The organism is Nostoc sp. (assembly GCF_036917935.1).
Classification (GTDB): domain Bacteria; phylum Cyanobacteriota; class Cyanobacteriia; order Cyanobacteriales; family Nostocaceae; genus Nostoc.
On the sequence record NZ_JBALEL010000068.1, the window covers coordinates 358,079 to 383,263 of the forward strand.

General features: G+C 41.9%; 27 protein-coding genes and 2 pseudogenes. 12 read left to right on the plus strand and 17 right to left on the minus strand.

What is annotated here, in order from left to right; all coding sequences use genetic code 11:
- Nucleotides 1-48: 48 nt before the first annotated feature.
- Nucleotides 49-2,010: a di-heme oxidoredictase family protein gene (locus tag V7K62_RS31230; RefSeq protein WP_334871069.1), complete on the minus strand. Its 1,962-nt coding sequence runs from the start codon at nucleotides 2,008-2,010 to the stop codon at nucleotides 49-51.
- Nucleotides 2,011-2,357: 347 nt separating this feature from the next.
- The gene (locus V7K62_RS31235) at nucleotides 2,358-2,729 is read right to left on the minus strand and encodes a hypothetical protein (protein WP_334871071.1); all 372 of its coding nucleotides are present in this window, start codon (nucleotides 2,727-2,729) and stop codon (nucleotides 2,358-2,360) included.
- 356 nt (nucleotides 2,730-3,085) lie between these two features.
- Here V7K62_RS31235 and V7K62_RS31240 point away from each other — a divergent pair, with 356 nt between their 5' ends.
- On the plus strand, nucleotides 3,086-4,243 hold the full coding sequence (locus V7K62_RS31240) for an extracellular solute-binding protein (RefSeq protein ID WP_334871073.1): 1,158 nt from the start codon (nucleotides 3,086-3,088) through the stop codon (nucleotides 4,241-4,243).
- Nucleotides 4,244-4,322: 79 nt separating this feature from the next.
- Here the strand turns inward: V7K62_RS31240 and V7K62_RS31245 are convergent, their stop codons facing one another.
- Complete coding sequence (locus tag V7K62_RS31245) at nucleotides 4,323-4,871, minus strand: hypothetical protein (RefSeq protein ID WP_334871075.1); 549 nt, start codon at nucleotides 4,869-4,871, stop codon at nucleotides 4,323-4,325.
- A 54-nt stretch (nucleotides 4,872-4,925) separates the two neighbouring features.
- Complete coding sequence (locus tag V7K62_RS31250; protein WP_334871077.1) at nucleotides 4,926-5,702, minus strand: class I SAM-dependent methyltransferase; 777 nt, start codon at nucleotides 5,700-5,702, stop codon at nucleotides 4,926-4,928.
- A 436-nt stretch (nucleotides 5,703-6,138) separates the two neighbouring features.
- Between V7K62_RS31250 and V7K62_RS31255 the strand changes: the two genes are divergently transcribed.
- Nucleotides 6,139-6,753 (plus strand): Uma2 family endonuclease, encoded by a 615-nt coding sequence (locus tag V7K62_RS31255; protein ID WP_334871078.1) that lies wholly within the window; start codon nucleotides 6,139-6,141, stop codon nucleotides 6,751-6,753.
- A gap of 4 nt (nucleotides 6,754-6,757) precedes the next feature.
- On the opposite strand, the gene V7K62_RS31260 is transcribed toward V7K62_RS31255, so the two are convergent.
- Entirely contained in the window at nucleotides 6,758-9,370 is a 2,613-nt protein-coding gene (locus tag V7K62_RS31260; protein WP_334871080.1) for a U32 family peptidase, read from the minus strand.
- 242 nt (nucleotides 9,371-9,612) lie between these two features.
- On the opposite strand from V7K62_RS31260, the gene V7K62_RS31265 reads away from it, so the two are divergent.
- Nucleotides 9,613-10,029 (plus strand): element excision factor XisH family protein, encoded by a 417-nt coding sequence (locus V7K62_RS31265; RefSeq protein ID WP_334871082.1) that lies wholly within the window; start codon nucleotides 9,613-9,615, stop codon nucleotides 10,027-10,029.
- Nucleotides 10,017-10,349 carry a XisI protein gene (locus V7K62_RS31270; protein WP_334871084.1) on the plus strand — a complete coding sequence of 111 codons (333 nt, stop codon included), beginning with the start codon at nucleotides 10,017-10,019 and terminating at the stop codon, nucleotides 10,347-10,349. Before V7K62_RS31265 ends, V7K62_RS31270 begins: the two co-directional genes overlap by 13 nt.
- Nucleotides 10,350-10,518: 169 nt before the next feature.
- On the opposite strand, the gene V7K62_RS31275 is transcribed toward V7K62_RS31270, so the two are convergent.
- Complete coding sequence (locus V7K62_RS31275) at nucleotides 10,519-10,809, minus strand: hypothetical protein (protein ID WP_334871086.1); 291 nt, start codon at nucleotides 10,807-10,809, stop codon at nucleotides 10,519-10,521.
- Between the two features lie 126 nt (nucleotides 10,810-10,935).
- Here V7K62_RS31275 and V7K62_RS31280 point away from each other — a divergent pair, with 126 nt between their 5' ends.
- Nucleotides 10,936-12,096 carry a hypothetical protein gene (locus tag V7K62_RS31280; RefSeq protein ID WP_334871088.1) on the plus strand — a complete coding sequence of 387 codons (1,161 nt, stop codon included), beginning with the start codon at nucleotides 10,936-10,938 and terminating at the stop codon, nucleotides 12,094-12,096.
- Between the two features lie 24 nt (nucleotides 12,097-12,120).
- Here the strand turns inward: V7K62_RS31280 and V7K62_RS31285 are convergent, their stop codons facing one another.
- The 10 genes and pseudogenes from V7K62_RS31285 to V7K62_RS31330 all read right to left on the minus strand — a co-directional run bounded on the left by V7K62_RS31285 (nucleotide 12,121) and on the right by V7K62_RS31330 (nucleotide 18,330).
- Nucleotides 12,121-12,537, minus strand: coding sequence for a putative toxin-antitoxin system toxin component, PIN family (locus tag V7K62_RS31285; RefSeq protein ID WP_334871090.1), 417 nt, complete (start codon nucleotides 12,535-12,537; stop codon nucleotides 12,121-12,123).
- The gene (locus tag V7K62_RS31290; RefSeq protein ID WP_094328416.1) at nucleotides 12,527-12,754 is read right to left on the minus strand and encodes a hypothetical protein; all 228 of its coding nucleotides are present in this window, start codon (nucleotides 12,752-12,754) and stop codon (nucleotides 12,527-12,529) included. Before V7K62_RS31290 ends, V7K62_RS31285 begins: the two co-directional genes overlap by 11 nt.
- Nucleotides 12,755-12,829: 75 nt before the next feature.
- Nucleotides 12,830-13,009, minus strand: a complete 180-nt coding sequence (locus tag V7K62_RS31295) for a hypothetical protein (protein WP_334871093.1) — start codon at nucleotides 13,007-13,009, stop codon at nucleotides 12,830-12,832.
- Nucleotides 12,990-13,283 carry a DUF2442 domain-containing protein gene (locus V7K62_RS31300; RefSeq protein WP_334871095.1) on the minus strand — a complete coding sequence of 98 codons (294 nt, stop codon included), beginning with the start codon at nucleotides 13,281-13,283 and terminating at the stop codon, nucleotides 12,990-12,992. The genes V7K62_RS31295 and V7K62_RS31300 overlap by 20 nt, the downstream gene beginning before the upstream one ends.
- Nucleotides 13,284-13,286: 3 nt before the next feature.
- Nucleotides 13,287-13,547: pseudogene (locus V7K62_RS31305) on the minus strand (DUF4160 domain-containing protein).
- A 155-nt stretch (nucleotides 13,548-13,702) separates the two neighbouring features.
- A complete protein-coding gene (locus tag V7K62_RS31310) occupies nucleotides 13,703-15,106 on the minus strand; it encodes a ferredoxin:protochlorophyllide reductase (ATP-dependent) subunit N (protein WP_334871097.1) in 1,404 nt (467 codons plus the stop codon).
- Nucleotides 15,107-15,282: 176 nt separating this feature from the next.
- On the minus strand, nucleotides 15,283-16,071 hold the full coding sequence (locus V7K62_RS31315) for a DUF5331 domain-containing protein (RefSeq protein ID WP_334871099.1): 789 nt from the start codon (nucleotides 16,069-16,071) through the stop codon (nucleotides 15,283-15,285).
- A 32-nt stretch (nucleotides 16,072-16,103) separates the two neighbouring features.
- The gene (bchL, locus tag V7K62_RS31320; protein WP_196528135.1) at nucleotides 16,104-16,970 is read right to left on the minus strand and encodes a ferredoxin:protochlorophyllide reductase (ATP-dependent) iron-sulfur ATP-binding protein; all 867 of its coding nucleotides are present in this window, start codon (nucleotides 16,968-16,970) and stop codon (nucleotides 16,104-16,106) included.
- 684 nt (nucleotides 16,971-17,654) lie between these two features.
- Nucleotides 17,655-17,909: a TIGR02450 family Trp-rich protein gene (locus tag V7K62_RS31325; protein WP_334871101.1), complete on the minus strand. Its 255-nt coding sequence runs from the start codon at nucleotides 17,907-17,909 to the stop codon at nucleotides 17,655-17,657.
- Between the two features lie 37 nt (nucleotides 17,910-17,946).
- The gene (locus tag V7K62_RS31330) at nucleotides 17,947-18,330 is read right to left on the minus strand and encodes a hypothetical protein (RefSeq protein ID WP_334871103.1); all 384 of its coding nucleotides are present in this window, start codon (nucleotides 18,328-18,330) and stop codon (nucleotides 17,947-17,949) included.
- A gap of 169 nt (nucleotides 18,331-18,499) precedes the next feature.
- Here V7K62_RS31330 and V7K62_RS31335 point away from each other — a divergent pair, with 169 nt between their 5' ends.
- From V7K62_RS31335 to clpB, 4 genes and pseudogenes are all read left to right on the plus strand, one after another.
- Nucleotides 18,500-18,862, plus strand: a complete 363-nt coding sequence (locus V7K62_RS31335; RefSeq protein ID WP_334871105.1) for a hypothetical protein — start codon at nucleotides 18,500-18,502, stop codon at nucleotides 18,860-18,862.
- A 53-nt stretch (nucleotides 18,863-18,915) separates the two neighbouring features.
- Nucleotides 18,916-19,038 (plus strand): annotated as a pseudogene (locus V7K62_RS31340) (HNH endonuclease); the annotation flags it as partial.
- 21 nt (nucleotides 19,039-19,059) lie between these two features.
- Nucleotides 19,060-19,260 carry a hypothetical protein gene (locus V7K62_RS31345; protein ID WP_334871107.1) on the plus strand — a complete coding sequence of 67 codons (201 nt, stop codon included), beginning with the start codon at nucleotides 19,060-19,062 and terminating at the stop codon, nucleotides 19,258-19,260.
- A gap of 198 nt (nucleotides 19,261-19,458) precedes the next feature.
- Nucleotides 19,459-22,077: an ATP-dependent chaperone ClpB gene (clpB, locus tag V7K62_RS31350; RefSeq protein ID WP_334871109.1), complete on the plus strand. Its 2,619-nt coding sequence runs from the start codon at nucleotides 19,459-19,461 to the stop codon at nucleotides 22,075-22,077.
- 104 nt (nucleotides 22,078-22,181) lie between these two features.
- Here clpB and V7K62_RS31355 read toward each other — a convergent pair whose 3' ends face one another.
- A complete protein-coding gene (locus tag V7K62_RS31355; RefSeq protein WP_334871111.1) occupies nucleotides 22,182-22,739 on the minus strand; it encodes an SRPBCC family protein in 558 nt (185 codons plus the stop codon).
- A gap of 420 nt (nucleotides 22,740-23,159) precedes the next feature.
- Between V7K62_RS31355 and V7K62_RS31360 the strand changes: the two genes are divergently transcribed.
- From V7K62_RS31360 to V7K62_RS31370, 3 genes are all read left to right on the plus strand, one after another.
- Entirely contained in the window at nucleotides 23,160-23,354 is a 195-nt protein-coding gene (locus tag V7K62_RS31360; RefSeq protein ID WP_334871113.1) for a hypothetical protein, read from the plus strand.
- A 164-nt stretch (nucleotides 23,355-23,518) separates the two neighbouring features.
- Nucleotides 23,519-23,683, plus strand: coding sequence for a rubredoxin (gene rd, locus V7K62_RS31365; RefSeq protein WP_334871115.1), 165 nt, complete (start codon nucleotides 23,519-23,521; stop codon nucleotides 23,681-23,683).
- A 51-nt stretch (nucleotides 23,684-23,734) separates the two neighbouring features.
- On the plus strand, nucleotides 23,735-24,973 hold the full coding sequence (locus V7K62_RS31370) for an NAD(P)/FAD-dependent oxidoreductase (RefSeq protein ID WP_334871155.1): 1,239 nt from the start codon (nucleotides 23,735-23,737) through the stop codon (nucleotides 24,971-24,973).
- Nucleotides 24,974-25,185 lie beyond the last annotated feature (212 nt).

The window sequence follows — 25,185 nt, forward strand, 5'->3', positions numbered from 1 at the left end:
TATCACTAGACGACTTGGTATTAAGATATAATGTCAGCCGCAGCTTTATTAAAAACTTCCAGGATTGTCATCAAGTGCCAGCAAGAAATTAATTAGGTCTGCTTGCTGGTTGGAATTAAACCCAGACTGTCTATCTACGTAGAAGTAATGACCTGTGCCATCAAGGTTACTACGCACTAAAGCCGGGTTAGCTTTGTTAGCCTTCACAACTAAGGCACGAAGATCACGATCAACCAAAGCACGCAAGCTGCTAGCTGCATCAGCAGGTATACCTTGGCTGAGAGTGCCAGAAAGCCCTAAGCCACTCTTGTTAACAACCGTGAAACTACCATTTGAGTCAAATTTCAGGCTTCCTGCCCGTACTGCTGCACCACCATCGTGCAAATATGGTGCGCTTACATAAAGACCACGTAAGGAGGTAGTTTTGTAACCGCCTTTTGGCAATATACCTTTGGGTAGAGTTGTGGGAGTATCGGAAATACCCTGCGTTGGGACATCCAGCACTTCAGCATTAGCAGGTATGGGAACTGGAGTGTTAAAAGTGTATAACTTGGGTGGTACTAACAATTTATTCAGCGCCAAGCGAGATTGGGCACGAGCTGGGTTAGTACGAATATCATCAATTGGATGAATTTTGTTGTCAGTGAAGAAGGGTGGAATATGGCAAGTTGCACAATTGGCTTTCTCAAATATTTTTGCGCCACGCTTAACAGAATTGTTGTTCAGCGCTTGCCAGTTTTCCGAAGTCTGGTTGGCAGGTGGTACTAAGCTATTTTGGAAAGCAGACATAGCATTCTCAGCAAATAAGAAAGGGCCACTCGCAATATCACCTGGCTTTTGAGTATTTGGGCTGAAAACTAAACCATTGTAAGTAAACAAACTAGGACGGAGGTTTGGGTAAGTTCCTGTGCCAGGAGTAGGAATTTGGTCTTCTAATTCTGCTTGTGTAGGATTCGGTGCAATTACCCCCCGCAGCCATTCAGAGGGTTTTACTATTGCTCCTTCTGGTAAACGTAGGCTGGGAACGGTAGCATTTTGCAGAAATGTCCCAATATAAACCTCTGGATCAATACCAAGAGTATCTGCACTGAGTTGAGCGGCTGCCAACAGATTAATTTCTGAAGAGTGAACACCATTATTAAGAGCGCTGAGTCCAGCAAACGGGCCAACGGCTCCATCTCCTGATGCTGCATAAGGATGATTTTTAAACGTGAAGAGACTGGGAATTTGAGTACTGTTTCTAATACCATCCGGTGAACTCTCGAAATGACCGAAAGGTACATCTAGCACTGCATCATCGAAGGCTTTTTCTAACTTCTCAGGATCAGCTAGTTCTACCTTATTGCCTTTACTGTCAATAATAGTCTTACCATTGCCTTTGTATTGTGGGTCTAAGGGGTTAAAGTTTAACCGCGCAAACCCTGCGGCTGAATTTGGTGCCAAGGCAATAAACAAAGCGATGGCAAGTTCCCCATTAGGTACTCCTGAAATGACTTTACCATTGGAAAGGGTTGCATGACAAAGCGCACAAGTAAGGTCGCCGCCAGCTGTGTTTCCTAGTGCAACACTCTGTCCCTTTAAAATTTTTAAACCTGTATTAATGACAGTCCCTTTTAGAAAAGTTCGACTACCTATAGTTAAATCCTTCTGGAGAGTAATTTTTAGGTTTGTCGTTGGCTGACCTTGCAAACTAGCGATCGCTACACCTAATTCATTCGATATCTTAGTGAAGCCCTGTGCAAAACCAAATACCCCTTGCAAACCAAATGTGTCTCCAATCTTACGGTTGAAGAATATATCTTCACCTTTTGCAATTAATTCCTGAGTAATTTTAACTGCCCCTACCCTTTGATAGGAAATGGGGTCATTAGAATTGAGTCCCTTATTTACAACTACTGCCGCTGCTTCTTGAGGGCTAAGTAGTTTGCCGAAATAGTCGTAATAGCCTAACGGTTGAGTAGGAGCAGGTTGCAAAAGGTCAATCTTAGCGAAAGCTGTTTGGCTTGTCATCAACCAATTTGATAACAAGATGCTAAAAACACTAATGACAAAAACGCAGATTAATAAGAAAATCTTCGTTTTTGAACTATACAATACCCTAACGACACCAGTCTTAGGGTTGTTGTTTTTTTGTTTCACAGTCAGTGAGGTATTGACTAAAAATCTATAGGTAGATATATCACACTATTACGTAAATATATGTAATAGTGTGTTTAACTTTTTTATCAATCTGATGACTGAATTAGTTACTTGTATCTAAGTCTATGCCCATAACACCATCACTCGACATTGAACCTAAAGGCTTGTCTTCCCTATATCTAACTATTTTTTTTAACTAGTTGAACTTCAGGTTAAATTTAATGAATTCTCTCTCTAAGTAATTGTTCTTCTAAAGCAGCAATGCGATTGTACGCTGCTGTTAATTGCGCTGTCAGTCGTTGTATTTGAATTTCTGGTGTTATGTTATCTCCAGCTTGACGATGCATGTCTAGATAAATACCATCTATCAACACATCTTTGTGTTCCATTTCTGGATTGAAATTATTACGTCCCTTGAACTGGTAGCCCCCAGCAGCGCCATTTTGTTGATCATTATTCTTTGCTTGTGTATTCGCTAAAGAACACTCGGAGAAAGCTTGAGTAACTTTACCATCAAGCTGCTCAATTACCTGGCACAGGGCATCCAGTTTTTGGCTTAAAGTCAGGATCTGCTGCTGTAATAGCTCCATTTAATACCTTTATCCGTAGATTTTCTTTATGTTATTCAATTTACTCTCAACCTTAACGATACTTATGGATTATTTAAGTATTGATAATTTTTGATGGAAATCCGGGATTTAAATTATTACTTCTAAATACAAGTAAAGTTTCACCATAAGTACCACTAAGGAAAATTATGGAGAAAAATTAATCTTTAGGTAGTTATTTGCCAAAAAACTCGCTAATTTGAGTCAAATATTCTAATTTATCGGTATTATCAAGAAAAAATACCGATAATTCTCCAACTCCACTTTTTCAGCTAGTCAGCCACTGGTGAATCTCTGCTTAATATTAGGTATAATCATAAATCTCAAATCCAAAATCAATGGATCGACGGTCTTTTTTGCTAGGTACAAGCACACTGGCACTTTCACAACTGCTTTTTGGCTGTGGTGGAAACAACCAGACGCAACTAAAAGTACAGTTATTAAAAGGTTCTATACCTGGTCAGGTGGTGAATCAGTTCCACAAAGGTTTGCAGCAGCAGGTGCAGTTAAAGTTTGCTCCAGTTGAGCATATACAGGATTTATTTCAGCAATTACAAAATTGGCAGCAGAAGCCAAAGACCACTGATGAGCAGGGATGGCGTCGCTTTATACCCTTTAGGGAAGGTCAAAAAGCGGCCGACGTAGACTTAGTGACATTGGGAGATTACTGGCTAAAAGCAGCTATTGAGCAGAAATTGATTCAACCACTTCAAGAGGTACAGGGAAACCAATTAAAGCAGTGGTCTACTTTAGACGAAAGGTGGAAACAACTGGTAACGCGCAACGACCAAGGTAATTTGGATGCTCAAGGGAAGGTGTGGGGTGCGCCTTACCGGTGGGGTAGCACGGTAATTGTTTATAACCGTGACAAGTTGCGAAAATTGGGATGGACGCCCAAAGATTGGAGTGATTTGTGGCGAGATGGAATGCAGCAGCGTATTTCCCTACTCAATCAACCACGAGAAGTTATTGGTTTGGTCTTAAAGAAGTTAGGAAAATCCTATAATACAGACAATCTTGACCAAGTACCAGACTTGGAAAAGGAATTACAGATATTAAACCAACAGGTGAAGTTCTACAGTTCCAATAACTATTTGGAACCTTTAATTATGGAAGACACTTGGCTAGCGGTTGGTTGGTCAAGCGATGTATTGCCTATTCTGGGACGTTATCCGCAACTTGCCGCAGTTATCCCCCAGTCAGGAACAGCAATGTGGGCGGACTTATGGGTACGCCCCGCAGGGATTACTAAAGGTACTTTATCAGATCAATGGATTGATTTTTGTTGGCAAGCAAGCACAGCTAAACAAATTTCGGTGCTGACTAAAAGTAATTCGCCAATTTCTACAAATATTGCCACTTCCGATATCCAAGAACCATTATGGAGCCTCTTACAGAGCGATCGCAACATTTTCGATAAAAGTGAATTTTTACTTCCCTTACCCCCATCAGCAATAAAACAATACGAGTCTTTATTCGCCAAAATTAAGGTTTAATTGGGCATTGGGCATTGGGCATTGGGTATGCTTCTTCTCCTTGTCCCCCTTATCTCCCCTAGTGCCCAGTCCCCAGTCCTTAGAAAGAACGCTGTAACCCTATCTTGTTCTTAACAGTCGTTTGGATACTGCATAAAGCTGGACTTGTACTAAAGTTGCAAGTGTAGTTTGCCAAGGGTTCTTTTTGATAATTAAATACCCGGACGTTGTAACCAAAGTTCCGTGCAGCGCTACCCAAGCGATTTACGAAGTCGTAGCGCTCTACATACTCTAGTAAGCTCCAAATTTGCTGATTCACGATCAAGTCTACTCGTGCAGGTTCTTTGTCAGAAGCTGGATATGCTATCCAATTATCCAATAGCTTTTTCTCAGAGTTTTGTTGTGCCCACCATAAACTGGGAACGGTTAATCGTTCTGGATGAATGGTGTTAGCTGTGATTACATAGTCTTTTGGCTTGGTTAATAAGTCTAGTTCTAAAGGCGCAGTAGAAGGCGACGGTATTGAGGGGGTTTGCGCTAGTGAGGGCGGGACTAGTAAAGCTGTGAGGGTAATGGTTAGTAGTAATGAAAACGATGTCTGGCGTTGGCGCAGCCCGCCGCAGGCATCGCACAATTTAGGTATATGCATAACTAATACTAATTCATAGTTCGTCATCAAGGCACAAGTTAAAATTCGCACAAATTAAAGTTTAATGGCAACGATGCGAATTCTTCGATAATCTGCTATCCAAGTTCCTTGTTGATATAGTGTTGGCTTCAGATATTCCTCGACGACGGGAATTATTTCTATTTGTTGCTCAGGTGAAAGTCTGGCGAAGAAAGTGCTGGCGAACATTTTAATCCAGTTTGCTATGCCAGCTTCTCCTTCTGCCAGGGGAGTTGGACGAGAAAACTGGATAGCATAAATGACATCAAAGCCTTGATGTTCCAGGAGGCTGGTGTATTCACCAATACTAGGGTAATACCAAGGATTCTCTACTTGTGCTTGAGGGATACCAACGGACTCTAAAGCGGTGTATAAAGCTGTGGCGATCGCCTTTATATTCCCTTTACCACCAAATTCTGCGACAAAACGCCCTCCGGGTTTTAGGGATTTATGTATGGAAGCGATCGCGCTATCTGCTTCTTTTACCCAATGTAGTACAGCGTTGGAAAACACAGCATCCAATGGCTTGTCTACTTGAAAGTTCCTAGCATCAGCAACATCAAAGCGAATATGGGGATAGTTTTGTCTTGCCTTTTCTATCATCGCAGGTGCATGATCAACTCCCATTACTTCAGCCCCAGTTTGGGCAATTTTTTCTGTGAGTTGTCCAGTCCCACAGCCAAGATCCAAAATCGATTCTCCTGGCTGAGGGTTGAGTAATTTCAGTAAGTCTTCGCCATACTGCCAGACAAAGGCGTGTTTATCTTCGTAAAGGGAAGTATCCCAATTATTGCTGGTAGAAATATTATTCATAAATAAGTATGGTGGTTTTTAATTTAATATAATAAAACATTTTTATTGTAGTGGTTAGATTCTCAACTTTTTTAAGAAGTCGAGAATCGATATAGCAATCATAAATCATTCGTGACAGAGAAGATACCCGACTTCAAAAGACCTCTTGCATAAATCAAAAATAAAGAACCCCACCCCGCATTTGAGTAAAGCAAACGCTGCCCTCCCCAAAGCATCGGGCAGGGGTTGGGGGTGGGGTGTTAGGGACTTTTGCAAGAGGTCTTTTGAATAGATACAAAATTTTGTCAAATCCTCCAGATTACTCGTTTTGGCGTTATCTCCCAAGGTTTTATGTCGATTTAGATCCTGACTTCTTAAATAAGTTGGGGATCTGAGTGTCAAGTGAGTAATACCAAATAATTTGCTAAACTCTGAATCATCATCAGGAGTAAGTGTGATGTTTCAAGCCTTACCAAAAACGATCGCTTTTGAAGAATTCCTGAATTGGAAGCCAGATGGCGGATGCTATGAACTACACGATGGGGTAATTGTTGAAATGCAGCCAGTAGGAGATCATGAAGAGATTAATGGTTTTTTAGCTAAAAAACTAAACGTAGAATTTGAACGGCTGAGTCTCCCCTACCTTATACCCAAGCAAGCACTAGTTAAAATTCCTGAAAAAGAATCAGGTTATTCGCCTGATGTGATAGTGATAAATCAAAAGAATCTTTCAGCAGAACCGATGTGGAAAAAGTCTTCAACGGTTACTCAAGCTGCGTCGGTTCCCTTAGTTATTGAAGTTGTCAGTACTAATTGGAAAGATGATTATGCACACAAACTAGTTGACTACGAAACTTTCGGCGTTCCTGAATATTGGATTACTGATTATTTAGCTTTGGGCGGTAGAAGGTACATAGGTAATCCCAAACAACCAACTATTTCGGTTTATTATTTGGTGGACGGTGAATATCAAGTTAACCTGTTTCGGGGAAATGACCGCATCATATCCCCTACATTCCCAGAACTAAACTTGACCGCCGAACAGATTTTTCAAGCTGGGCGTTCAGAATAATCAATTATGACCGTAATGGTGATATTCCCATAGGGCCACGAGTTACACATAGCTGATTTTGTAACTTCAACTCGCGCCAGAGTTGGGAACCTGTAATCTCACCTCGCAATAATTGACTATAACAATGTATTGTTTTACTCACTTGTTCAGGTGTCTCATTTACAAACTCGATGCGAAAGTTACCTAATTCAAGTTCTATCAGACGCTGTACGTACTCGGCTCCCGTTTGAGCAGTGCCGTTAAATACAGTATTGCGACAACCTACATCTGCTTTAATAACATGTTCGCTGCCTACACGGTCTTTTAATTTCACTTCCTGCTTTTCACAAGGTCGTCCACAGTTGGTGTAATCTGTACCCGTCGAGAGAAAGGCACAAAAAACACAATGCTCCATGTGGAACATCGGTATATGCTGATGGATTGTCACCTCAAACCAGTGGGGTGGACAACTGGTGAGCAGGTCTTGAAGTTGGGTAATATTCAGGTCATAGGATGCCGTCAGCCTTTCTAAACCAAAATGTTGCTGAAAGTAATCTGCTGTTAAGGGATTAGCAACGTTGAGCGAAAAATCTCCGATACAACGGTCTGCGGCAAAGAATTGCAGTTGGTCATAGTTCCGTATCAAATAGCCATCTGCTTCACAAGCACGTACTTGCTGCAAAATCCAGTTTTCCCCTGGTTTGGTAATTCGGGGTGGTGCAACCCAAATTGTGGGGAGTTGGGAGTTTTGCTTTTGTTGGCGCACCATTTGCACGGCTTCTCGGTAGGCACGGGGATCTTCAAATTCACAGTACAGTGTTTCAACACCAGCTTTGAGGGCGGCTTGGAGTTGCTTGAGGTTTCGTACCAAGACGATGAGTGAAGGAGATGTAGCTTTAGCTTCCCGCAGGGTGGGAGATGAGGGTAATGAGGAGGGGAGTAAGTTTTGGAAAGAGACATCAGAACGTAATTGCCAGCGTTTGGGTTGACTCCGCAATTCTTCCAACTGTGCGACGATTTCCCGCCGCATCCGGTTCAACTCACTTACAGGTAGCATGATAGAACCGCTGAGGTGGTTGGTTAGCGTTCCCAAAGATAAAGGGGTGTTACCCAAACGACCGAATTGTTCTTGTAAACGATCTGTATCTAGGGGTTTGGTGTGCGCTTCAACCAGTAAAATTCCTGACTCCACCTGTACAATATTACCGAGTCTATCGCGGGCGATCGCAATCAACACCTGACCAACTTCTCCATAAATTTCTACATTAATGGGACGCTGAAATTGGGGGTTCTCGCCAGCAAAACTCTGACGTAGTTGCTTATCAAGTTCTGGATCGCTGGTTTTCCAAATGCGATCGCCTATATGCACTCGGCGTAAGTTCAGGTCATTTCGACCAAAGGTCAGCACACTTTCCTTACCTTTGGAAACCACCCCATAAACTCGCCCGCCTTCTTCCTTCGCCTCTGGATGACCGCAATCAAATACAATTCCATCCCCTGGTTTTACAGGCGCTTCCAGTTTGACTGTTACCTGTTCGTTGTGAATGCGGGTAACTTCACCCAAATAAACGCCGCGCTTTTTACCAAAGCGGGCATGAACTAATTCCTGATTATTAATCCCGCCAAACCAACCCGTGTAGAGTCCGCGAGAAAATGCCATTTCTAAGTTGTAGTGTTCTTGGTCTGATTGACCTCTCCCCCAGCCCGTCTCTGAAGCGGAAACGGGAGCTTTTATTCCCCCTTCCCTTGTAGGGAAGGGGGTTAGGGGGTTAGGTCTTTCCAATTCCGTCATTACACTATCCAAAGCTTGCCGATAAACACGGGTGACATTAGCAACATACTCTGGAGCTTTCAGGCGACCTTCAATTTTGAGACAGGTTACTCCTGATTTCACCAAATCGGGCAGAACATCTAACCCTGCTAGGTCTTGAGGACTGAGTAAATATTTGCGCTCTTTTAAATTCACAACTTCCCCATCCGCGATTAAATCGTAGGGCATCCGGCAAGCTTGGGCACATTCACCTCGGTTAGCAGAACGTCCACCTAAAGCCTCACTAGTCAAACACTGACCGGAATACGCTACGCACAAAGCACCGTGAACAAAAACTTCCAAGGGCAGCGAGGTTTCCTGTTGGGCAATCTGCTGTTGAATTTTATTGATTTCCTGAAGAGAACATTCACGCGCCAGCACCACCAATTGACAGCCAAGAGATTTCGCAAATTCTACCCCAGGCGCACTGGTGATCGTCATTTGTGTGGAAGCATGGATGGGAAAATCAGGAGACAGGTGACGGATGAGACGGCATATACCAATATCTTGAACAATCACCGCATCCACACCAGCTGCAATAATTGTGCGGAGATATTGCTGTGCTTCTGCTAGTTCTTTGGGAAATATTAGTGTGTTGACAGTGACATAACCCTTTACGCCCCGACGGTGCAGGAATGTCATCAATTGGGGTAAGTCCGCCTCAGTAAAATTTTGTGCCCGCATTCTGGCGTTAAACCGATCCAAACCGAAGTAAATCGCATCTGCCCCATTTTCCACAGCAGCTTTAGCACACTCCCAATTACCTGCGGGCGCGAGTAGTTCAGGACGTTGAAGGGAAGGTTGGGAAGAAGGGCGATCGCTTTTCATTAGATTTAGGGAGGGTTAACTAGCACCATAGTGATTTTATCTAAGTTGGTGGGGGATGGTGCGATCGCTTTCTCATCTGCGGTTCATTCAATCCTCTTCTCCTGTGCATCTGGAGTAAGTAGACAGGCGAAAAGAAACAGAACTATATTAAATTTAGTTAAAAAAAGTTTCGCTAGGTTGTCAATGTATTAACAAAATGGAAATTCTTAAATCAAGCACCGCCATAAATTGGAATTAAACCTGTGTCTGCTAAAGATGTCTTTCATACAGTTGTCAAAACAGCACTTGAGAAAGATGGCTGGTTAATCACTCCCGATCCTTATGCTCTCCAGGCAGGAACCCTTGAATTATATGTTGATTTAGGAGCAGAAAAAGTTATTGCAGCCGAAAAACAAGGGCAAAAAATAGCTGTTGAAATTAAAAGTTTTCTAAGTCCGTCAAAAATCACAGAATTTTATGCTGCATTAGGACAATTTATCATTTACCGAATTGCTTTACAAAAACAAGAAGTTAATCGTACTTTATATTTAGCGGTTCCTAGTACTGTTTACAATGAGTTTTTTATCCTTCCATTTATCCAATCTGTAATTAAAACTAATCAGCTATGTTTACTAATTTATAATATTGAACAGGAGGCGATTGCAGAATGGCAAAGCTAGAAGAATATCGAAAATATATTAAGATTTTGCTGGAACAACACGCTAGTACTGTTTGGGATAATCGCATTCAAGCACAGACGATTTTTGATACAGAACACGATCGTTATCAATTAGTTTATGTAGGTTGGCGCGATCAAGACCGCATATATGGCCCTGTTCTCCATCTAGATATTATTGACGAGAAAATCTGGATTCAGCAAGATGGGACAGAGGTAGGAATTGCTAATGAATTGGTTGAATTAGGTGTCCCAAAAGAGGATATTGTTTTAGGTTTTCAGTTACCTTCTGTGCGTAAATATACAGATTTTGCTGTTAGTTAATTGAATTTATTAAAAATAGCGATCGCTCTCTTGTTTTGCTTTACGTCCTCTGGTTAAAAAGAGCGATCGCCTTAACTAAAATAATATCTCCACCTCAATAAGCTTTATTATTAATAATGATATTTAAAAGTCAAAATAATCAATATTCTTCACTTTTATAAGTTTGTGTTTAAAATATAATTTTTTCATATTCATCTAAATTACAAAAAATTAAGTTACCTTTTTCTACATTCTCTAAAGCTTTGATTAGATGTTTTTTGTTAGTTTCTGATTTCAGAAGATAGGTAGTTTCGTCTTCTTCAGATGGTGGTTCAACTAGCATAATGACTTGTACGAAAATTTTCGCATATTTACAGCATATTGTAACTGTATTTGAGTGAGATGAATTTGAGCGATCGCTTTTCTTTATTAGCGTGGGCGGTTCGTTAAAAAGAGCGTAGGCGTAGCCCGTCGTAGACATCGCTATTAGAGAGAATAGAACTCAAATTGGGAATACTGAGTAAAGCGCGGTTATTTGCTGCGGAGAATCCAAGCGATTTTTTGCCAGATATAGCGCTGCTGATAATTTAACAACTAGGAAAAGATTATGAGTTTACCAGTGACAGCAACCTTTATGCTTGCTGATTGGATTGTCAAAGGATTGGCAGATGGAACTTTTGAACGAGTTGGGGGTGTAATTAGAAATGTAAATACAAAACAAATCGTTAGTTGGTTACGGGAGCAGGGAGCAAATAATTCTAGTGGAAAACAGTTAGACGAACTTGGGCGAAGTCTGCAAGTAACTCAAGGAATTTTGCAGGTAACTAGTGCAGTCAGTATACTTAACCTGGGTGTCTCAGTTATCGGCTTTGCTGTGATAGCACAACGGCTTAAGGAATTAGAAAAACGCTTACAACAAGCACAAAAACTGTTAAATAACATTAACCGTAAAATCGACCTTAGTTTCTATGCTAATTTTCGTGCTGCAATCGAATTAGCAACTAATGCCTTTACGATGACCAAAACTGAAAATCGTAGAAGCAGCGCCCTACAAGCTATTAACCGCTTTTTAGAAGCAGAGCATATTTATGCTGAATACACCGATATCGAAATTGAGCAAAAAAGCCAAATTGCCGATGAATATCTGCTGACTTTATCTTTAGCCTACCTAGCTGAAGCTCGTTGTTATTTAGAATTAGAAGAACACGATACAGCACTTCGCCGCTTTGAAGAAGGAGCAAAAGTTTTGCGTTCACGGATTAAAAAATATATTGGCATTGTACTCACTTCTAACCCAGCAGCATACTTACAGCCTTGTTACAAAGGTCAGATAGATTTGCGTAGGCTAACGCGAATTTACCAATGGATTGACCCAACTTTGGATGAAAATGCTGTTTTTGAGATGCAACGTGAGAACTTATTTAAAATGGGACAAGAGTTATATTCTACATATAAATGGGTAGATTCACTACCGCCAGCCATTTTAACTCGTGATGAAGTTCAAGGAGGTTGGTTCGGCCCAGATCATAAGGATTTAAAACAGGAAGCAGATAAACGTCTTCCCAAAGTTATGGAAGCGGTCGAATCTATAATAGAAACCCATTGCCGTTTTAAATCTTACCAAACAGAAGTACAAGCAATATCTCAACTAGGAATCAGCTTTCATGACTGGCTTAAATTAACTCCATCTACAGAAATTAAACCAGACAGCGCAGAATTAATGTACATTATTCCATCCAAACCTTTAGAGTTACAGCCTTCCATCTGAACTAATTACAGGATTAAAGATGAATTAATCAAGGTCAAGAAAGTCTCTGGGAGTAATAATCTGGTTTTGAGATTTGGCTAGGCTCTTGAGTGATAAAAGGTCTTGATCTCCTGTTATTAAAAATTCTGCATTGGCATCTTTAGCAAGTTCTAAAAATTTGTTATCATCTGGATCTCTACAGGTGTTTATTTGAGATTTTATTTCTATAAATTGACTGTATTTTTTAACTATGTCCAAAAAATCTTGTCGGTCTTCATCTGAGATATATTTATCGAACTTACGTTTGTAAATTCGTGTGTTTAATTCTTGATAAGTTTTATCGCTTTGAGCAATTTTGAATTCTTTATAGACTTTATCTAGGGCTTTACGGGCTGTTCCATTAGGACTTAGAGCAGCACTAAGTAAAACATTTGTGTCAATGACAATTAGTTTATGATTCATCGGCGAGTAATTCTTCTAGAGTTTCTTCGGTTAATCCTTTGGCTTGAGCATTTCTGCCGATTCTGTCAAAAACACTAAGTAAATCTTCATCTTTATTATTTGAAGAGGTTTTCTTTATTTCTTGAATAAGTTGTTCTTGTTCTTGTGCGGGAAGTTGTAGGACAAGATTAAGAATTTGCTCGAAGGTTAGGGGGAGTTGATAGGTTTTTTGAGTCATGGTGAGTTCTGGAGTTAGGGAATAGAAACTTGTTAGCTTTTTTAATCAGGTTTGAGCCAGTTTTCTACTTTTAAATCATGATTCCTCTACACCTTGGCGAATTGCATTATCCATATCCTCAAGAGTTTTAGGTTTTCCTGGATATTTTAAGCAACCTGCTACATCATCTAATTTAGTTACTGAAAAAAAATTACTAGGCTTTGATAAATCACCGACTTCTGGAATTGCTTCTGTTTTAACTCCAACTTTTTTCATATTCTTCCAGATTTTTATAGGTGGGAATAGATTGGTTAGTAACCACAGAATAAAGAACATCTGGGTCTAAATCTGCGCCATTATCCCAGTGAATTGTTCCCCATTCAGCGTTAAGTTTAACAGTTTTAAAATAGTTTAAATCTTTTAAAGGTTCAAAAATTCCTGTAAATTCGATTAACTGGTTAACATCAACAATACCTTCTTTTCCGTCTTCAAACTTCAAATATAGTTGATAGTTATCGTGAGCAATAACTTCTATAATGTCTTTAAGCATAATTCACTCTAATGGTTGAATTTTTTCTAAGGGATTATTTTGTCTTGCAAATTGCCAGTTTTCTCTAAGTTCTGATTGGTGCATAGCTGCCCATTCAATTACTAAACCAAGAACTCTAGGAGTGAGTTTGCCTTATAAAATTGATAAGGTTTCTATATCAATAATTGCCTTTTGTTTATTGTAGCGGACATGGAAATGAGGAGGTGGATGGTCGTTATAGTACATAGTAATGATAATCCCTAAAAAACGGCAAATTTCAGGCATCACATCATCTCCTAAATTATCCTGTCTATTCAGCTATATCTACTTGATTGTAACTATTTATAGTAGCTCTCACTTTGCGCCTCTGTAAGACAAAAAAAGGCGAACTTTTTGGGTTCGCCTTAATCATAATGCTGTTGCTCAATCCAAACTCAAATTTAAATCTTCGCTTCTTCTCTCACCAACTTATCCCAACCCAAATCTTTCAAATTATTATTGCGACGCAACGGACGAGTCACCAACTCTAACAAGTCACGCGCATTCGTAAAGCCGTGAATTTGAGCAAAAGTGAACTCCACAGACCATTTTGTATTAATACCGCGTGCTTCCAATGGATTAGCGTGAGCCATACCAGTAATTACCAAATCTGGTTTCAACGCATAAATTCGCTGAAGTTGATTGTAATTATCCGGCTTCTCTACAATCCTTGGCAGGGGTGAATTCATTTCCTGGCAAGTTTTCTCCAACAATGCCAACTCAGCAGCTTGATAGCGCTTATCCATGTAGGGAATGCCGATTTCGTGAACAGTCATCCCACAACGGATTAAGAATCTTGCTTGGGAAACTTCCAGCAAGTTATCACCCATGAAGAATACAGACTTACCGCGAATCAATTTCACATAATCTTCCAAGCCTGCCCAAATTTGTGCTTCCCGTTCATCCAAACCCTTGGGAGTAATACCGAACACCGAGCAGATTTTCTCAATCCAAGCGCGGGTGCCATCGGGACCAATGGGGAAGGGTGCGCCAATCAGTTTACACTTGCGGCGGCGCATTAAGGTGGTAGCTGTGCGGCTGAGGAAGGGGTTGACACCAGCGACATAATACCCTTCTTCCAGTACTGGCAATTCTGTGAAGCGCTTCGCAGGTAGCCAGCCAGAAACTTTGATGCCGTGTTTCTTCAGTTCCAAGGTTAACTGAGTAACTACGGGGTCGGGAAGGGAGCCAAAGAGAACTAAGGGTGGATGATCTACGTACTCAGATTCATCTTGGGCGACATCTTCTTTCTTCTTGCCGAAGTTGAGCAATTTTGCGATCGCATTCCGTTCAATTTTCTCTGTTTCCGCCACCGGAGCCTTATCAGGACAACGGTTAGCCATAGCAGCTAACACAGTGTCTTCCCCTTGGGTGAAGGCGTAATCTAGACCATTTGCCCGCGCTACAACGATGGGAATACCGATTTCAGATTCTAGCTTCGGTGCTAAACCTTCCAAATCTGTTTTGATAATTTCCGTGGTGCAAGTGCCAATCCAGACAATTACACTCGGATTGCGATCGCGTTTAATCTGTAAGCACAACCGCTTTAACTCTTCATAATCATTCAGTTGTGCCGAAATATCGCCCTCTTCCAACTCTGCCATTGCATAGCGGGGTTCAGCAAAAATCATCACCCCCATCGCATTTTGCAGGAAGTAGCCACAGGTTTTTGTCCCAATCACCAAAAAGAAGCTATCTTCAATTTTTTGGTATAACCACGCCACGCAGCTAATTGGGCAAAAGGTATGGTAATTCCCCGTTTCACATTCAAAGCTTAAAGCTTCTGGTTGTTGAGCGACAGTCATTTTGGTTTTTTCTCCCCTTGATATTTAATGGCAGTTCAACCAATTTTAGATATTAGATTGATAATTTTGGATTGAAGACTGGGACAAAAAAAGTATCCTCTGTCCAACGACAATTTCCCTAATTCCTGATCCAAAACCCCAAATCTAAAACTTAAAATTGCGAAGAACGGCAATAATTAAGCGTTGGGGAAGAGGCGGGCAATTTCTGATTCATCAAAAACGCCTGCTGGCAGTTCTTCCCCCAAAAAATCGTTACTTTCTTCAGCTTTTTGCAAAGCTGTTTCATCACCCCAAACATCTGACAACACGTCTTTAAACGCATTCTCATCTAGTGGACTATCTTCAAGCGCCTCGTCTTCATCTAGCTTTACTTCCATTGCAGCTGTTGTATCGAAGGCAATTTCCCCAAACCCATCTGCTTCTAAACTAGAGCTTTCGAGAGACTCAGCTTCTGAGTTGTGTCCGTTGGTTAAGGAAATATCGCCAAAGCCATTTTCCGTTTCCTCCAACTCGCTGATTTCCAGGCTTTCATCGTCAGAATCCACTATTGTGAACTCTTGAACTACCGCCACCGACGCAAAGCCATTTGTATGAGAATGTGTCAATGTTTCATCTTCAGGCTTTTCGTCAACGATCGCTGCTGCTTCTTCTACGTATCTCTCTACGTCTGGGTTGACGAGGAAGCGATTACCGAGAGCTAAATCTGGGTCAAAATGCAAATCCAGCACTTGAATCAGCGTATCCGCATCAGGATTGAGTTTGGCAAAGGGCAACATTAACTGCGCTAGTTTTGGCTCTAGGGCGTTAAGAACTCCCAGAATGAGGTAAGAAGGTGGTCGCTTCCCGCCATCAGGGGTGTAGACTGATTCCACTTCCATGTGCAGAGTAATCCAGTCCCGATTGTTCTGGAAAAATTGCAACCACTTTTGCTTTATTGAATCGGTAAAGCTGTCAAAGAAAGCCATATTATTGTCCCCCATCCTGAGAACTTGGTGATTTATACAATCATCAAGTCTAGTTCCTCTTCTGAATTAGGAACCTGGGGTTTACCCGGATTTAGATAAAAATCGGATAACAAAGAGAACAACTCTCGATCTGGTGTGTCGTTAGGTACAACACCTTCGGGACGCGCCAGAATTTGGTCGGCGATGTTGAGATAGTAGTCGCAAACGTAGTCTAGGGAAGGATCTTGCTCTGCCATTTCAAACAAAGTTTTCCCTTTCACACGGGAAACACGGATATCTTCAATTAAAGGTAAAACCTCTAGAACTGGCATGGGCACTGCTTCTATATATTTTTCAATTAAGTCGCGTTTGGAGGTGCGGTTGCCAATTAACCCAGCTAAACGCAGTGGGTGAGTTCGAGCTTTTTCCCGGACTGAAGCAGCAATCCGGTTAGCCGCGAACAAAGCATCAAAGCCGTTGTCTGTAACGATCAGGCAGTAATCTGCATAGTTGAGTGGTGCTGCAAAACCACCGCAAACTACGTCACCCAGAACGTCAAAAAGAATTATATCGTATTCATCAAAGGCGTTGAGTTCTTTAAGTAATTTTACGGTCTCACCGACTACGTACCCACCGCACCCAGCACCCGCAGGTGGGCCACCAGCTTCTACACAATCCACACCGCCGTAGCCTTTGTAAATTACATCTTCCGGCCAGACATCTTCGTAGTGATAGTCCTTTTCTTGGAGGGTGTCGATAATTGTGGGAATCAAAAACCCAGTCAGGGTAAAGGTGCTGTCATGTTTGGGATCGCAGCCAATTTGCAGCACTTTCTTGCCACGTTTAGCTAGGGCGACTGATATGTTACAGCTAGTTGTGGATTTGCCGATACCACCTTTTCCGTAGACTGCTAGTTTCACTGTTGTTTGCCTCTTATAGCTTTTTATCAAACTTGTGGCTCAAACATTTGCCTTCACCTGTCCTGAGATGGCGATGCATGAGGTCTGTTGATGTCATTATTGGGCAAATTACCTAGAAAAGAAAGTGGCTGTTAATTTGGAAAACGGTCTTATCCGATGAATTAAATCACAATTAGATTTATTTGGGGTTTTATGAGGCTTAAAGACTTTATTAGCTCTAAAAACCATAAATAAACAGTTTTTATTACTTATTTTTATAAAAATAGTTACAAAATACAAAAAACTGAATTCGGCTTTTTTGAATGCTTTTTATCGAATTAGCTGATGGTAGTACAACCTGTTTTCAAGGCATTGGGGCGCAGGGTCAAGGGTAAAGAGAGGTATATGCAGCCTGATGCTGGAAATACTACTGGAATTTGCGTTAGCGTAGCTCACCGTACCACTTGCCTACGGCACGCTCCGCGAACGTGGAAGCAAGCTACGCGTAGCGTCTCGTAGAGAAGGTATCGCAGATAAATTGCCAGTTTTCAGTCGGTAGCCAAGACCGTTTAATTGCTGCTTGAGAGTAAGTTACTCTGGTTTTGTAAAAAATTATTAAATTGCCAAATATTACGAGGCAGAGCCTCAATGAGGGGCATTCCCAGTCAGAGACTGGGAACGAGGCTACGAGGTTACTTAGGGCAATCAGCACACCTCAGTTTCAAGCCCGTGGATTTCCTGTAATGTTTGCCAGCCAGCTTGCCACTGGGAGTTATCTTGTAATAATTTGGCATTTATCCAGAAACGGACTTTCGGATCGCAAGCAGCAACCATTTCGGCGTAAACCCACTTAGCCTGATTTTTCCGGTTGACTACTTGGAAGTGCCGCCAGCCATCAACTTTTTGCTGTGCCGTCCACTTAGAACCAACTAGGTAAGGAAATTTTTGTTTTTTTGTCATTAGTCAATTGTCTCTCCTCTGCTTCCCTAGTCCCCAGCTAAGATCGAAGCAAATCACCATTACGGGTAAACTTCTGACAATCCAACTCACTATCTTGCTGGACACATAGCGAAAACCATCTGATATGGCTCCAGCAGGTGTTGATGTTATTGGTAATTTTGCGCTTTTTCTTGGAAAGTCGTTGCCTTACAACTTCATTAGGGCAAAGAATTTCTAACGTACCCGTACCATCTTCGTAATTGACGATGCGAAATAGACAGTCTTGCAACATAGCACGGCTGCTGCTATCAAAAAACCGCTTAAATCTCTGTAGCTTTTCCCCTTCAGTCATTTGGCTGATGGGTTTTATTTTCAATAAATCCTCATCCTCAAAGTCAAAGTCATCATTTTCAAAGTCGTAGGGGTCAATCATTTTCAGCATCCACTACCTGGGATTATGGTAACTCTGTGTGGGAACAGGAAGATAATGGTGGGGGCAAGGTTCTAGATGAATGGTACTTGGAGTGGTTAAGATGCGATCGCCTCCGGTGAGTTCAATCGTTGGGTCGCGTAGAGCTATAATTTGAGGCAAAGGATTCCCAACTCCAAGCATGACTACAGTAGCAATCTTGCCAATCTTTGATGCTGATGGTGAAAAAACTTATCGCGCCATTGCAGGGGATAAGCACTCTGTTGGCAAAACTGCGGGGCAAGCCCTACATGCGTTAACTACTCAATTGGGTGAAACGGAGTTCAGCGCACTGCTTGTCATTCAAAATTTTAGCCCTGACCCCTTTTTCAGTGCTAAACAACAAAAACGGTTATCGGAATTGATGAGTTTATGGCGGTCGGCACGAGATCATGGGCAAGCATTGCCACCAGAGCAACAAGCGGAACTTGATACTTTGGTTGAGGCAGAATTAAGAGCAGCAACAGCCCGAACAGCTGCATTGATACAGCAAGAGAGTTTGTGAATCGGTATTACGGTGCGATCGCATAACGAGCCAACCATCGTTGTGAATACTGCCAAGCCCCTGAACTAATCTTTAATTTTCCATTTGAGGTTGAGCATATCATCCCGCTCTCTTGGCAAGGTGAAAATGACGAAGCAAATTTAGCTCTTGCGTGTCGCTCGTGCAATCTCCGTAAAGGAACTCGTATTAGTGGCATTATGCCTGGTTCCAACACTGAAGTTAGTTTCTTTCATCCCAGACAGGATAAGTGGAGTGAGCATTTTCAGGTTGATACTCAATCTGGCAAGATTATAGGCATTACTTCCCTTGGAAAAGTCACTATCGAATATTTGGAGATGAACAGTGCTTCTCAAATGGCAGCCCGACAATTATGGATTCGCTTGGGTTTGTTTCCGTAGTCGTACAGCACAGCAATAAATAGGAAATAGGAAATGGGAACTACGGGAAAATACGACTTTTACAAGACGTGAACACCGATCTAGGCGATCGCTGCCATTTTCTTACAATAACCTTGTAAGCAAAAATTTTCTTTCCTTAGCTACCCTACGGGAAGGCATTCTTAGGGTGTCTAATGCGGTTCCTTATTCCAAAAGCCTATGCAACCTACTAATCCTAACCAATTTACAGAAAAAGCCTGGGAAGCGATCGCCCATAGTCAGGATATTGTTAAACAATATCAACAACAGCAGATAGAAAGTGAACACCTGATGAAAGCGCTGCTAGAACAAGATGGTCTAGCAACTAGGATTCTCACCAAGGCAGATGTCAACCTCCAAAAACTGCGCGATTACACTGAACAATTTTTCCAACGTCAGCCGAAAGTATCCGGTAGCAGCACTTCTGTTTACTTAGGACGCAGCTTCGATACACTTCTAGATCGAGCAGACGGATATCGCAAGGAGTTTCAAGATGAATATATTTCTATTGAACCTTTATTGCTGGCTTACGCTAAAGATGACCGCTTTGGCAAAGCTTTATTCCAAGAATTCGGTTTAGACGAAAGCAAACTAAAAAATATTATTAAACAAATTCGGGGGAGCCAAAAAGTGACCGACCAAAATCCAGAAGGCAAATACGAAGCACTGGAAAAATACGGGCGTGATCTCACAGAAGCCGCCCGTAAAGGTCAACTAGATCCAGTGATTGGGCGGGATGATGAGATTCGTCGGACTATCCAAATTCTCTCTCGCCGCACCAAAAATAACCCTGTACTAATTGGTGAACCGGGTGTTGGTAAAACTGCGATCGCCGAAGGATTAGCACAGCGGATTATTGCGGGTGATGTACCTCAATCTCTCAAAGACCGCAAGCTAATTTCTTTAGATATGGGTGCTTTAATTGCGGGGGCAAAATTCCGAGGTGAATTTGAAGAACGCCTGAAAGCAGTATTAAAAGAAGTTACTGAATCTGGCGGCAATATTGTTTTATTTATTGATGAAATTCACACCGTTGTCGGCGCTGGTGCAACTCAAGGCGCGATGGATGCGGGTAACTTGTTAAAACCGATGTTGGCGCGGGGCGAATTGCGTTGCATTGGGGCGACAACGTTGGATGAATACCGCAAATATATCGAAAAAGATGCCGCACTGGAAAGACGCTTCCAGCAAGTTTATGTGGATCAGCCCAGTGTCGAAGATAGTATTTCGATTTTGCGCGGGTTGAGAGAACGTTATGAAAACCACCACGGGGTAAAGATTTCTGATAGTGCTTTAGTTGCAGCCGCCGTATTGTCGAGTCGATATATTAGCGATCGCTTCCTCCCTGATAAAGCAATTGATTTGGTAGACGAAGCCGCCGCTAGACTAAAAATGGAGATTACCTCTAAACCAGAAGAACTCGACGAAATCGACCGCAAGATTCTGCAATTGGAAATGGAGAAGCTATCGCTGCAAAAAGAAAGTGATGCAGCTTCTCGTGAACGTCTAGAAAGACTGGAAAAAGAAATTGCTGATCTCAAGGAAGAACAAAGAACACTGAATACTCAATGGCAATCAGAAAAAGATATCATTGACAAAATTCAGTCCGTTAAAAAAGAGATGGAACGGGTTAACTTAGAGATTCAGCAAGCAGAACGCGACTACGATCTTAACCGCGCTGCTGAGTTGAAATACGGCACTTTAACCAGTTTGCATCGTCAATTGGAAGCAGTAGAAGCGGAATTAGCAAACACTCAAAGAAGTGGTAAATCACTATTACGGGAAGAAGTAACAGAAGCTGATATTGCCGAAATTATTTCTAAATGGACAGGAATTCCGATCAGCAAGTTGGTGGAATCTGAGAAAGAAAAACTGCTGCATTTAGAAGATGAACTGCACCGCCGCGTCATTGGACAAGATGAAGCAGTCACAGCTGTAGCGGATGCAATTCAGCGATCGCGGGCTGGATTGGCTGATCCGAATCGTCCCATCGCTAGCTTTGTTTTTCTTGGGCCTACGGGTGTGGGTAAAACCGAGTTGGCGAAAGCGCTGGCGGCGTATATGTTCGATAGCGAAGATGCGCTGGTGCGAATCGATATGTCTGAGTATATGGAGAAACACGCCGTTTCTCGCTTAATTGGTGCGCCTCCAGGATATGTAGGTTATGAAGAAGGCGGACAACTTACAGAAGCGATTCGGCGTCGTCCTTACTCAGTTATTCTCTTTGACGAAATCGAGAAAGCACACCCCGATGTATTTAATATCTTCTTGCAAATTCTTGATGATGGTCGCGTCACTGATGCCCAAGGTCATAAGGTAGACTTCAAGAACGCTATTATCATCATGACTAGCAACATCGGTTCACAGTACATTCTTGATGTCGCCGGGGATAACGCCCACTATGACGAAATGCGCCGTCGGGTAATGGAAGCGATGCGAAACAGCTTCCGTCCAGAGTTCCTGAACCGGATTGACGAAATCATCATCTTCCACGGTTTAGATAAGAAGGAATTGCGGCAAATTGTGCTATTGCAAGTGGAAAGATTGCGACAAAGACTTAGCGATCGTAAAATATCCCTAAAACTATCGGATGTTGCACTTGACTTTTTAGCCGAAGTAGGATATGACCCAGTGTATGGGGCGCGTCCACTGAAGCGGGCGATTCAGCGCGAGTTAGAAACTCAAATTGCTAAATCCATCTTGCGGGGCGAATTCAACGACGGCAATACCATCTTTGTTGATGTGCAGAATGAGCGTCTTTCTTTTAGCCGCTTACCAGCTGAAGTCTTTACCGGATAATTACACCTCACAAATCACACACAAAAACCCGTTTTCTGACAGAGAGCGGGTTTTTGAATTATCTAGATGTAAAGTGAAAATCCTATCAGCAATGCCTGAATTTTTTATTCAGTCTTACACATAACTTGTCGCATTTTACGCATATTTGCAGGCAACTCAAAATTCATCGCTTGTTGAATAAAAATAGATGGAATTGGAATCAGAGGTGTAGCTTGCACAGTATAAGCAAGTATTGTGCCATTACCACAATCTTTTAGTTCTAAATTGGCGTTAAAGTCCTCAAAAGTCCCTTTTATCATGCGAAATTGGATTTGCTGCCCCAGCACTTCTACAACGTTGAGGTAAATTTCCACTTGAGCCGTGAAAAAGAAGAAGGCTTTTTGTGCTGCTTGATACAGACGTTTGACTTCACCTTTATGTATTACCTCGCTCTTGGTGATATCGGGAAAATATTGCACCCAGCGGGGATAATCAGTTAATTGCTGCCAAACGTGCGATCGCACCATCGGTACATACATCCAGGCTGTCACCGCGCCACCCGATGTCTTGTGCGATCGCGTTTCTACCAAAATTTCACCTTGTACCAGCAACTTTTGCTTGTCTTGACTCCAAGCCATATCTGAACCTGCAATAATTGAATCTGATATATAAGACGCAGACATAATGATTTAAGTTACTCCTCAACTCATCCACCTAAATGGAGTTAAAACTACAAGCCATAAAACTTGATTTAGATCCAACCCATTAAATTAGTTCCAGTCTAATACTTATCTTTTCCGGAAAAGGTGATTTGTTGCTAATTATTTCAGTCACTTCACTGTAAAAACTGTGTTTCTTATCACAATTAACATAATTAATACTTAAGTGAGTTTTCTGAAAGTAATACTTGTAGATGAAAAACTGCGTTGTTAACAGCTAGAATGGCACAAACACGACTTAATATCAAGTAGCTTACCCCCATGTTTGGATAGTATCTCTCGATTTTTACGTGTTATTTCTGATGAAACTGCAACTTCATCGTAACTTCATATCTTAATTATCAATATCAAGTGTAATCTCTGTTGAGTTGAGAGGAAAATTAGGTGAATCAATCTTCTTTAAATCGTAGATTAATCCAGATTTTTGGTATCCTTCTCGGCATTAGCGTCGCCGTCTGGGTACTAAGAGGCTTTGGTATTCTCACTTTTATTCCAGGTGGAATTATTTGGCTACTGCTACTTGGGGCGATCGCGATCGGGATTATCAGTTACGCCCAAAGGACATGGTGGCGTTTTTAATCTGATTTCTTATAATCTCAGAAATTTCCCCCAAAGGTACACGCCTTTATTTGATGATTCTCATGCCGTAGTCTCGTTTAAGAATTGTAGCGTGCTTATTTTGACTCACTGCCAAAAGTATTTAATAGGGAAGCAACGCCAACAATTTACGAGGGGAAACGAACATGGCAAAGTATAAATGTACTGTTTGCAGCTATATATATGACCCAGAACAAGGCGATCCAGATAGCGACATAGCACCGGGAACAGCCTTTGAAGATATACCAGAAGATTGGTCTTGTCCAACTTGCGGTGCGACAAAAGACGACTTTGAACCTGATGAAGAGTGAAAATAACAGCTAGCCTAGAGAGTAGGTGCTGTAAAAGAGACATTTTTGAAATTGTTACCGTTACAAATTGTAGTTATTGGGGGTGGGGCAGCGGGATTTTTTGGTGCGATCGCTTGTGCTAAAGCCAATCCTGATGCCCAAGTTACTTTACTGGAAGCTAGTCGCCAACCCCTAGCGAAAGTGTTAATTTCTGGTGGCGGACGCTGCAACGTTACTCACGCTTGCTTTGACTCTGAGGAGTTAGTGCAAAATTACCCCAGAGGTGCAAAAGCTTTGCGGGGTGCTTTGACTCGGTTTGGGCCTCAAGACACAGTAGCTTGGTTTGCTGCTGGTGGAGTCTATCTCAAAACTGAAGCTGATAACCGGATGTTTCCTGTCACCAATTCTTCAGAAACCATTGTGGAATGTCTGATTAAAGCGGTGGCGACATCTGGGGTAAAACTCCGTATCGGTACACATGTAACTTCGGTGAAACAAACCGCAGCAGATGGGGGGTTTGAAATTCTTCTGAAGTCGGGAGATCCGATTAAATGCGATCGCTTACTTCTGGCGACCGGCAGCAGCCCTGTGGGTTATAAAATTGTCCGAGAGTTAGGTCATCAAATTGAACCGCCAGTACCCTCGTTATTTACCTTCAATATTCTCGATCAAAAGCTGAGGGAATTGGCTGGAGTTAGCGTTAACCCTGCCCAATTGCGGTTATCTGCGGGTGGAAAATCCCAATTACAACAAACTGGGCCATTGCTAATTACCCATTGGGGTTTGAGTGGCCCCGCCGTTCTAAAGCTTTCTGCTTGGGGTGCGAGAGTTCTGCACGAAAGCCGCTATCAAGCCAGATTATTGATTAATTGGCTGCCTAATTTGCAACAAGAACAAGTGCGAGAAAAAGTTTTAGCAGTTAAGGATGAATGGGGAAAGAAAGCGATCGCATTGCATCGCGGCGTTGATCTACCCCATCGTCTCTGGCAATATATCATTGCCCGTGCAAACATTACCACAGAAGACCGTTGGGCAGAAATATCTAGTAAAACCTTAAATCAATTGGTGCAAGAACTCACTCAGGGACAATATTTAATCAACGGTAAAGGAGCCTTCAAAGAAGAATTTGTTACCTGTGGCGGCGTCAAACTTAAAGAAGTCAATTTCAAGACGATGGAAAGTAGATTAATTCCTGGTCTTTATTTTGCCGGAGAAATCTTAGATATTGATGGCGTCACCGGTGGGTTTAACTTCCAAAGTGCTTGGACAACCGGGTATTTAGCAGGGATAGCAATGGCGACTAGCGACTAGTCTCGCTACAGGGATTATGACAGCTTAAGGGAGTTCGTAGTAAGGACTAAAGTCCTTATCTTCTAAGCACTAAAATCCTTACTACGAACTTATCAATTGATAGAGGATAGTCATGAATCAAACAGAGTATCTAATTCTTGAGTTTGCCGTACAATTGTCTCCAACCTTGTTTCGTAAAGATAGGAATTATGCTTATTTGAGGAAATTTTCAG

Excerpts from the sequence above, each read along its gene's own strand:
- V7K62_RS31230 (WP_334871069.1), bottom strand. The coding sequence starts at position 2,010 with ATGACAAGCCAAACAGCTTTCGCTAAGATTGACCTTTTGCAACCTGCT.
- V7K62_RS31235 (WP_334871071.1), bottom strand. The coding sequence starts at position 2,729 with ATGGAGCTATTACAGCAGCAGATCCTGACTTTAAGCCAAAAACTGGAT.
- V7K62_RS31240 (WP_334871073.1), top strand. The coding sequence starts at position 3,086 with ATGGATCGACGGTCTTTTTTGCTAGGTACAAGCACACTGGCACTTTCA.
- V7K62_RS31245 (WP_334871075.1), bottom strand. The coding sequence starts at position 4,871 with ATGCATATACCTAAATTGTGCGATGCCTGCGGCGGGCTGCGCCAACGC.
- V7K62_RS31250 (WP_334871077.1), bottom strand. The coding sequence starts at position 5,702 with ATGAATAATATTTCTACCAGCAATAATTGGGATACTTCCCTTTACGAA.
- V7K62_RS31255 (WP_334871078.1), top strand. The coding sequence starts at position 6,139 with ATGTTTCAAGCCTTACCAAAAACGATCGCTTTTGAAGAATTCCTGAAT.
- V7K62_RS31260 (WP_334871080.1), bottom strand. The coding sequence starts at position 9,370 with ATGAAAAGCGATCGCCCTTCTTCCCAACCTTCCCTTCAACGTCCTGAA.
- V7K62_RS31270 (WP_334871084.1), top strand. The coding sequence starts at position 10,017 with ATGGCAAAGCTAGAAGAATATCGAAAATATATTAAGATTTTGCTGGAA.
- V7K62_RS31275 (WP_334871086.1), bottom strand. The coding sequence starts at position 10,809 with ATGTCTACGACGGGCTACGCCTACGCTCTTTTTAACGAACCGCCCACG.
- V7K62_RS31280 (WP_334871088.1), top strand. The coding sequence starts at position 10,936 with ATGAGTTTACCAGTGACAGCAACCTTTATGCTTGCTGATTGGATTGTC.
- V7K62_RS31285 (WP_334871090.1), bottom strand. The coding sequence starts at position 12,537 with ATGAATCATAAACTAATTGTCATTGACACAAATGTTTTACTTAGTGCT.
- V7K62_RS31290 (WP_094328416.1), bottom strand. The coding sequence starts at position 12,754 with ATGACTCAAAAAACCTATCAACTCCCCCTAACCTTCGAGCAAATTCTT.
- V7K62_RS31295 (WP_334871093.1), bottom strand. The coding sequence starts at position 13,009 with ATGAAAAAAGTTGGAGTTAAAACAGAAGCAATTCCAGAAGTCGGTGAT.
- V7K62_RS31300 (WP_334871095.1), bottom strand. The coding sequence starts at position 13,283 with ATGCTTAAAGACATTATAGAAGTTATTGCTCACGATAACTATCAACTA.
- V7K62_RS31310 (WP_334871097.1), bottom strand. The coding sequence starts at position 15,106 with ATGACTGTCGCTCAACAACCAGAAGCTTTAAGCTTTGAATGTGAAACG.
- V7K62_RS31315 (WP_334871099.1), bottom strand. The coding sequence starts at position 16,071 with ATGGCTTTCTTTGACAGCTTTACCGATTCAATAAAGCAAAAGTGGTTG.
- V7K62_RS31325 (WP_334871101.1), bottom strand. The coding sequence starts at position 17,909 with ATGACAAAAAAACAAAAATTTCCTTACCTAGTTGGTTCTAAGTGGACG.
- V7K62_RS31330 (WP_334871103.1), bottom strand. The coding sequence starts at position 18,330 with ATGCTGAAAATGATTGACCCCTACGACTTTGAAAATGATGACTTTGAC.
- V7K62_RS31335 (WP_334871105.1), top strand. The coding sequence starts at position 18,500 with ATGACTACAGTAGCAATCTTGCCAATCTTTGATGCTGATGGTGAAAAA.
- V7K62_RS31345 (WP_334871107.1), top strand. The coding sequence starts at position 19,060 with ATGCCTGGTTCCAACACTGAAGTTAGTTTCTTTCATCCCAGACAGGAT.
- clpB (WP_334871109.1), top strand. The coding sequence starts at position 19,459 with ATGCAACCTACTAATCCTAACCAATTTACAGAAAAAGCCTGGGAAGCG.
- V7K62_RS31355 (WP_334871111.1), bottom strand. The coding sequence starts at position 22,739 with ATGTCTGCGTCTTATATATCAGATTCAATTATTGCAGGTTCAGATATG.
- rd (WP_334871115.1), top strand. The coding sequence starts at position 23,519 with ATGGCAAAGTATAAATGTACTGTTTGCAGCTATATATATGACCCAGAA.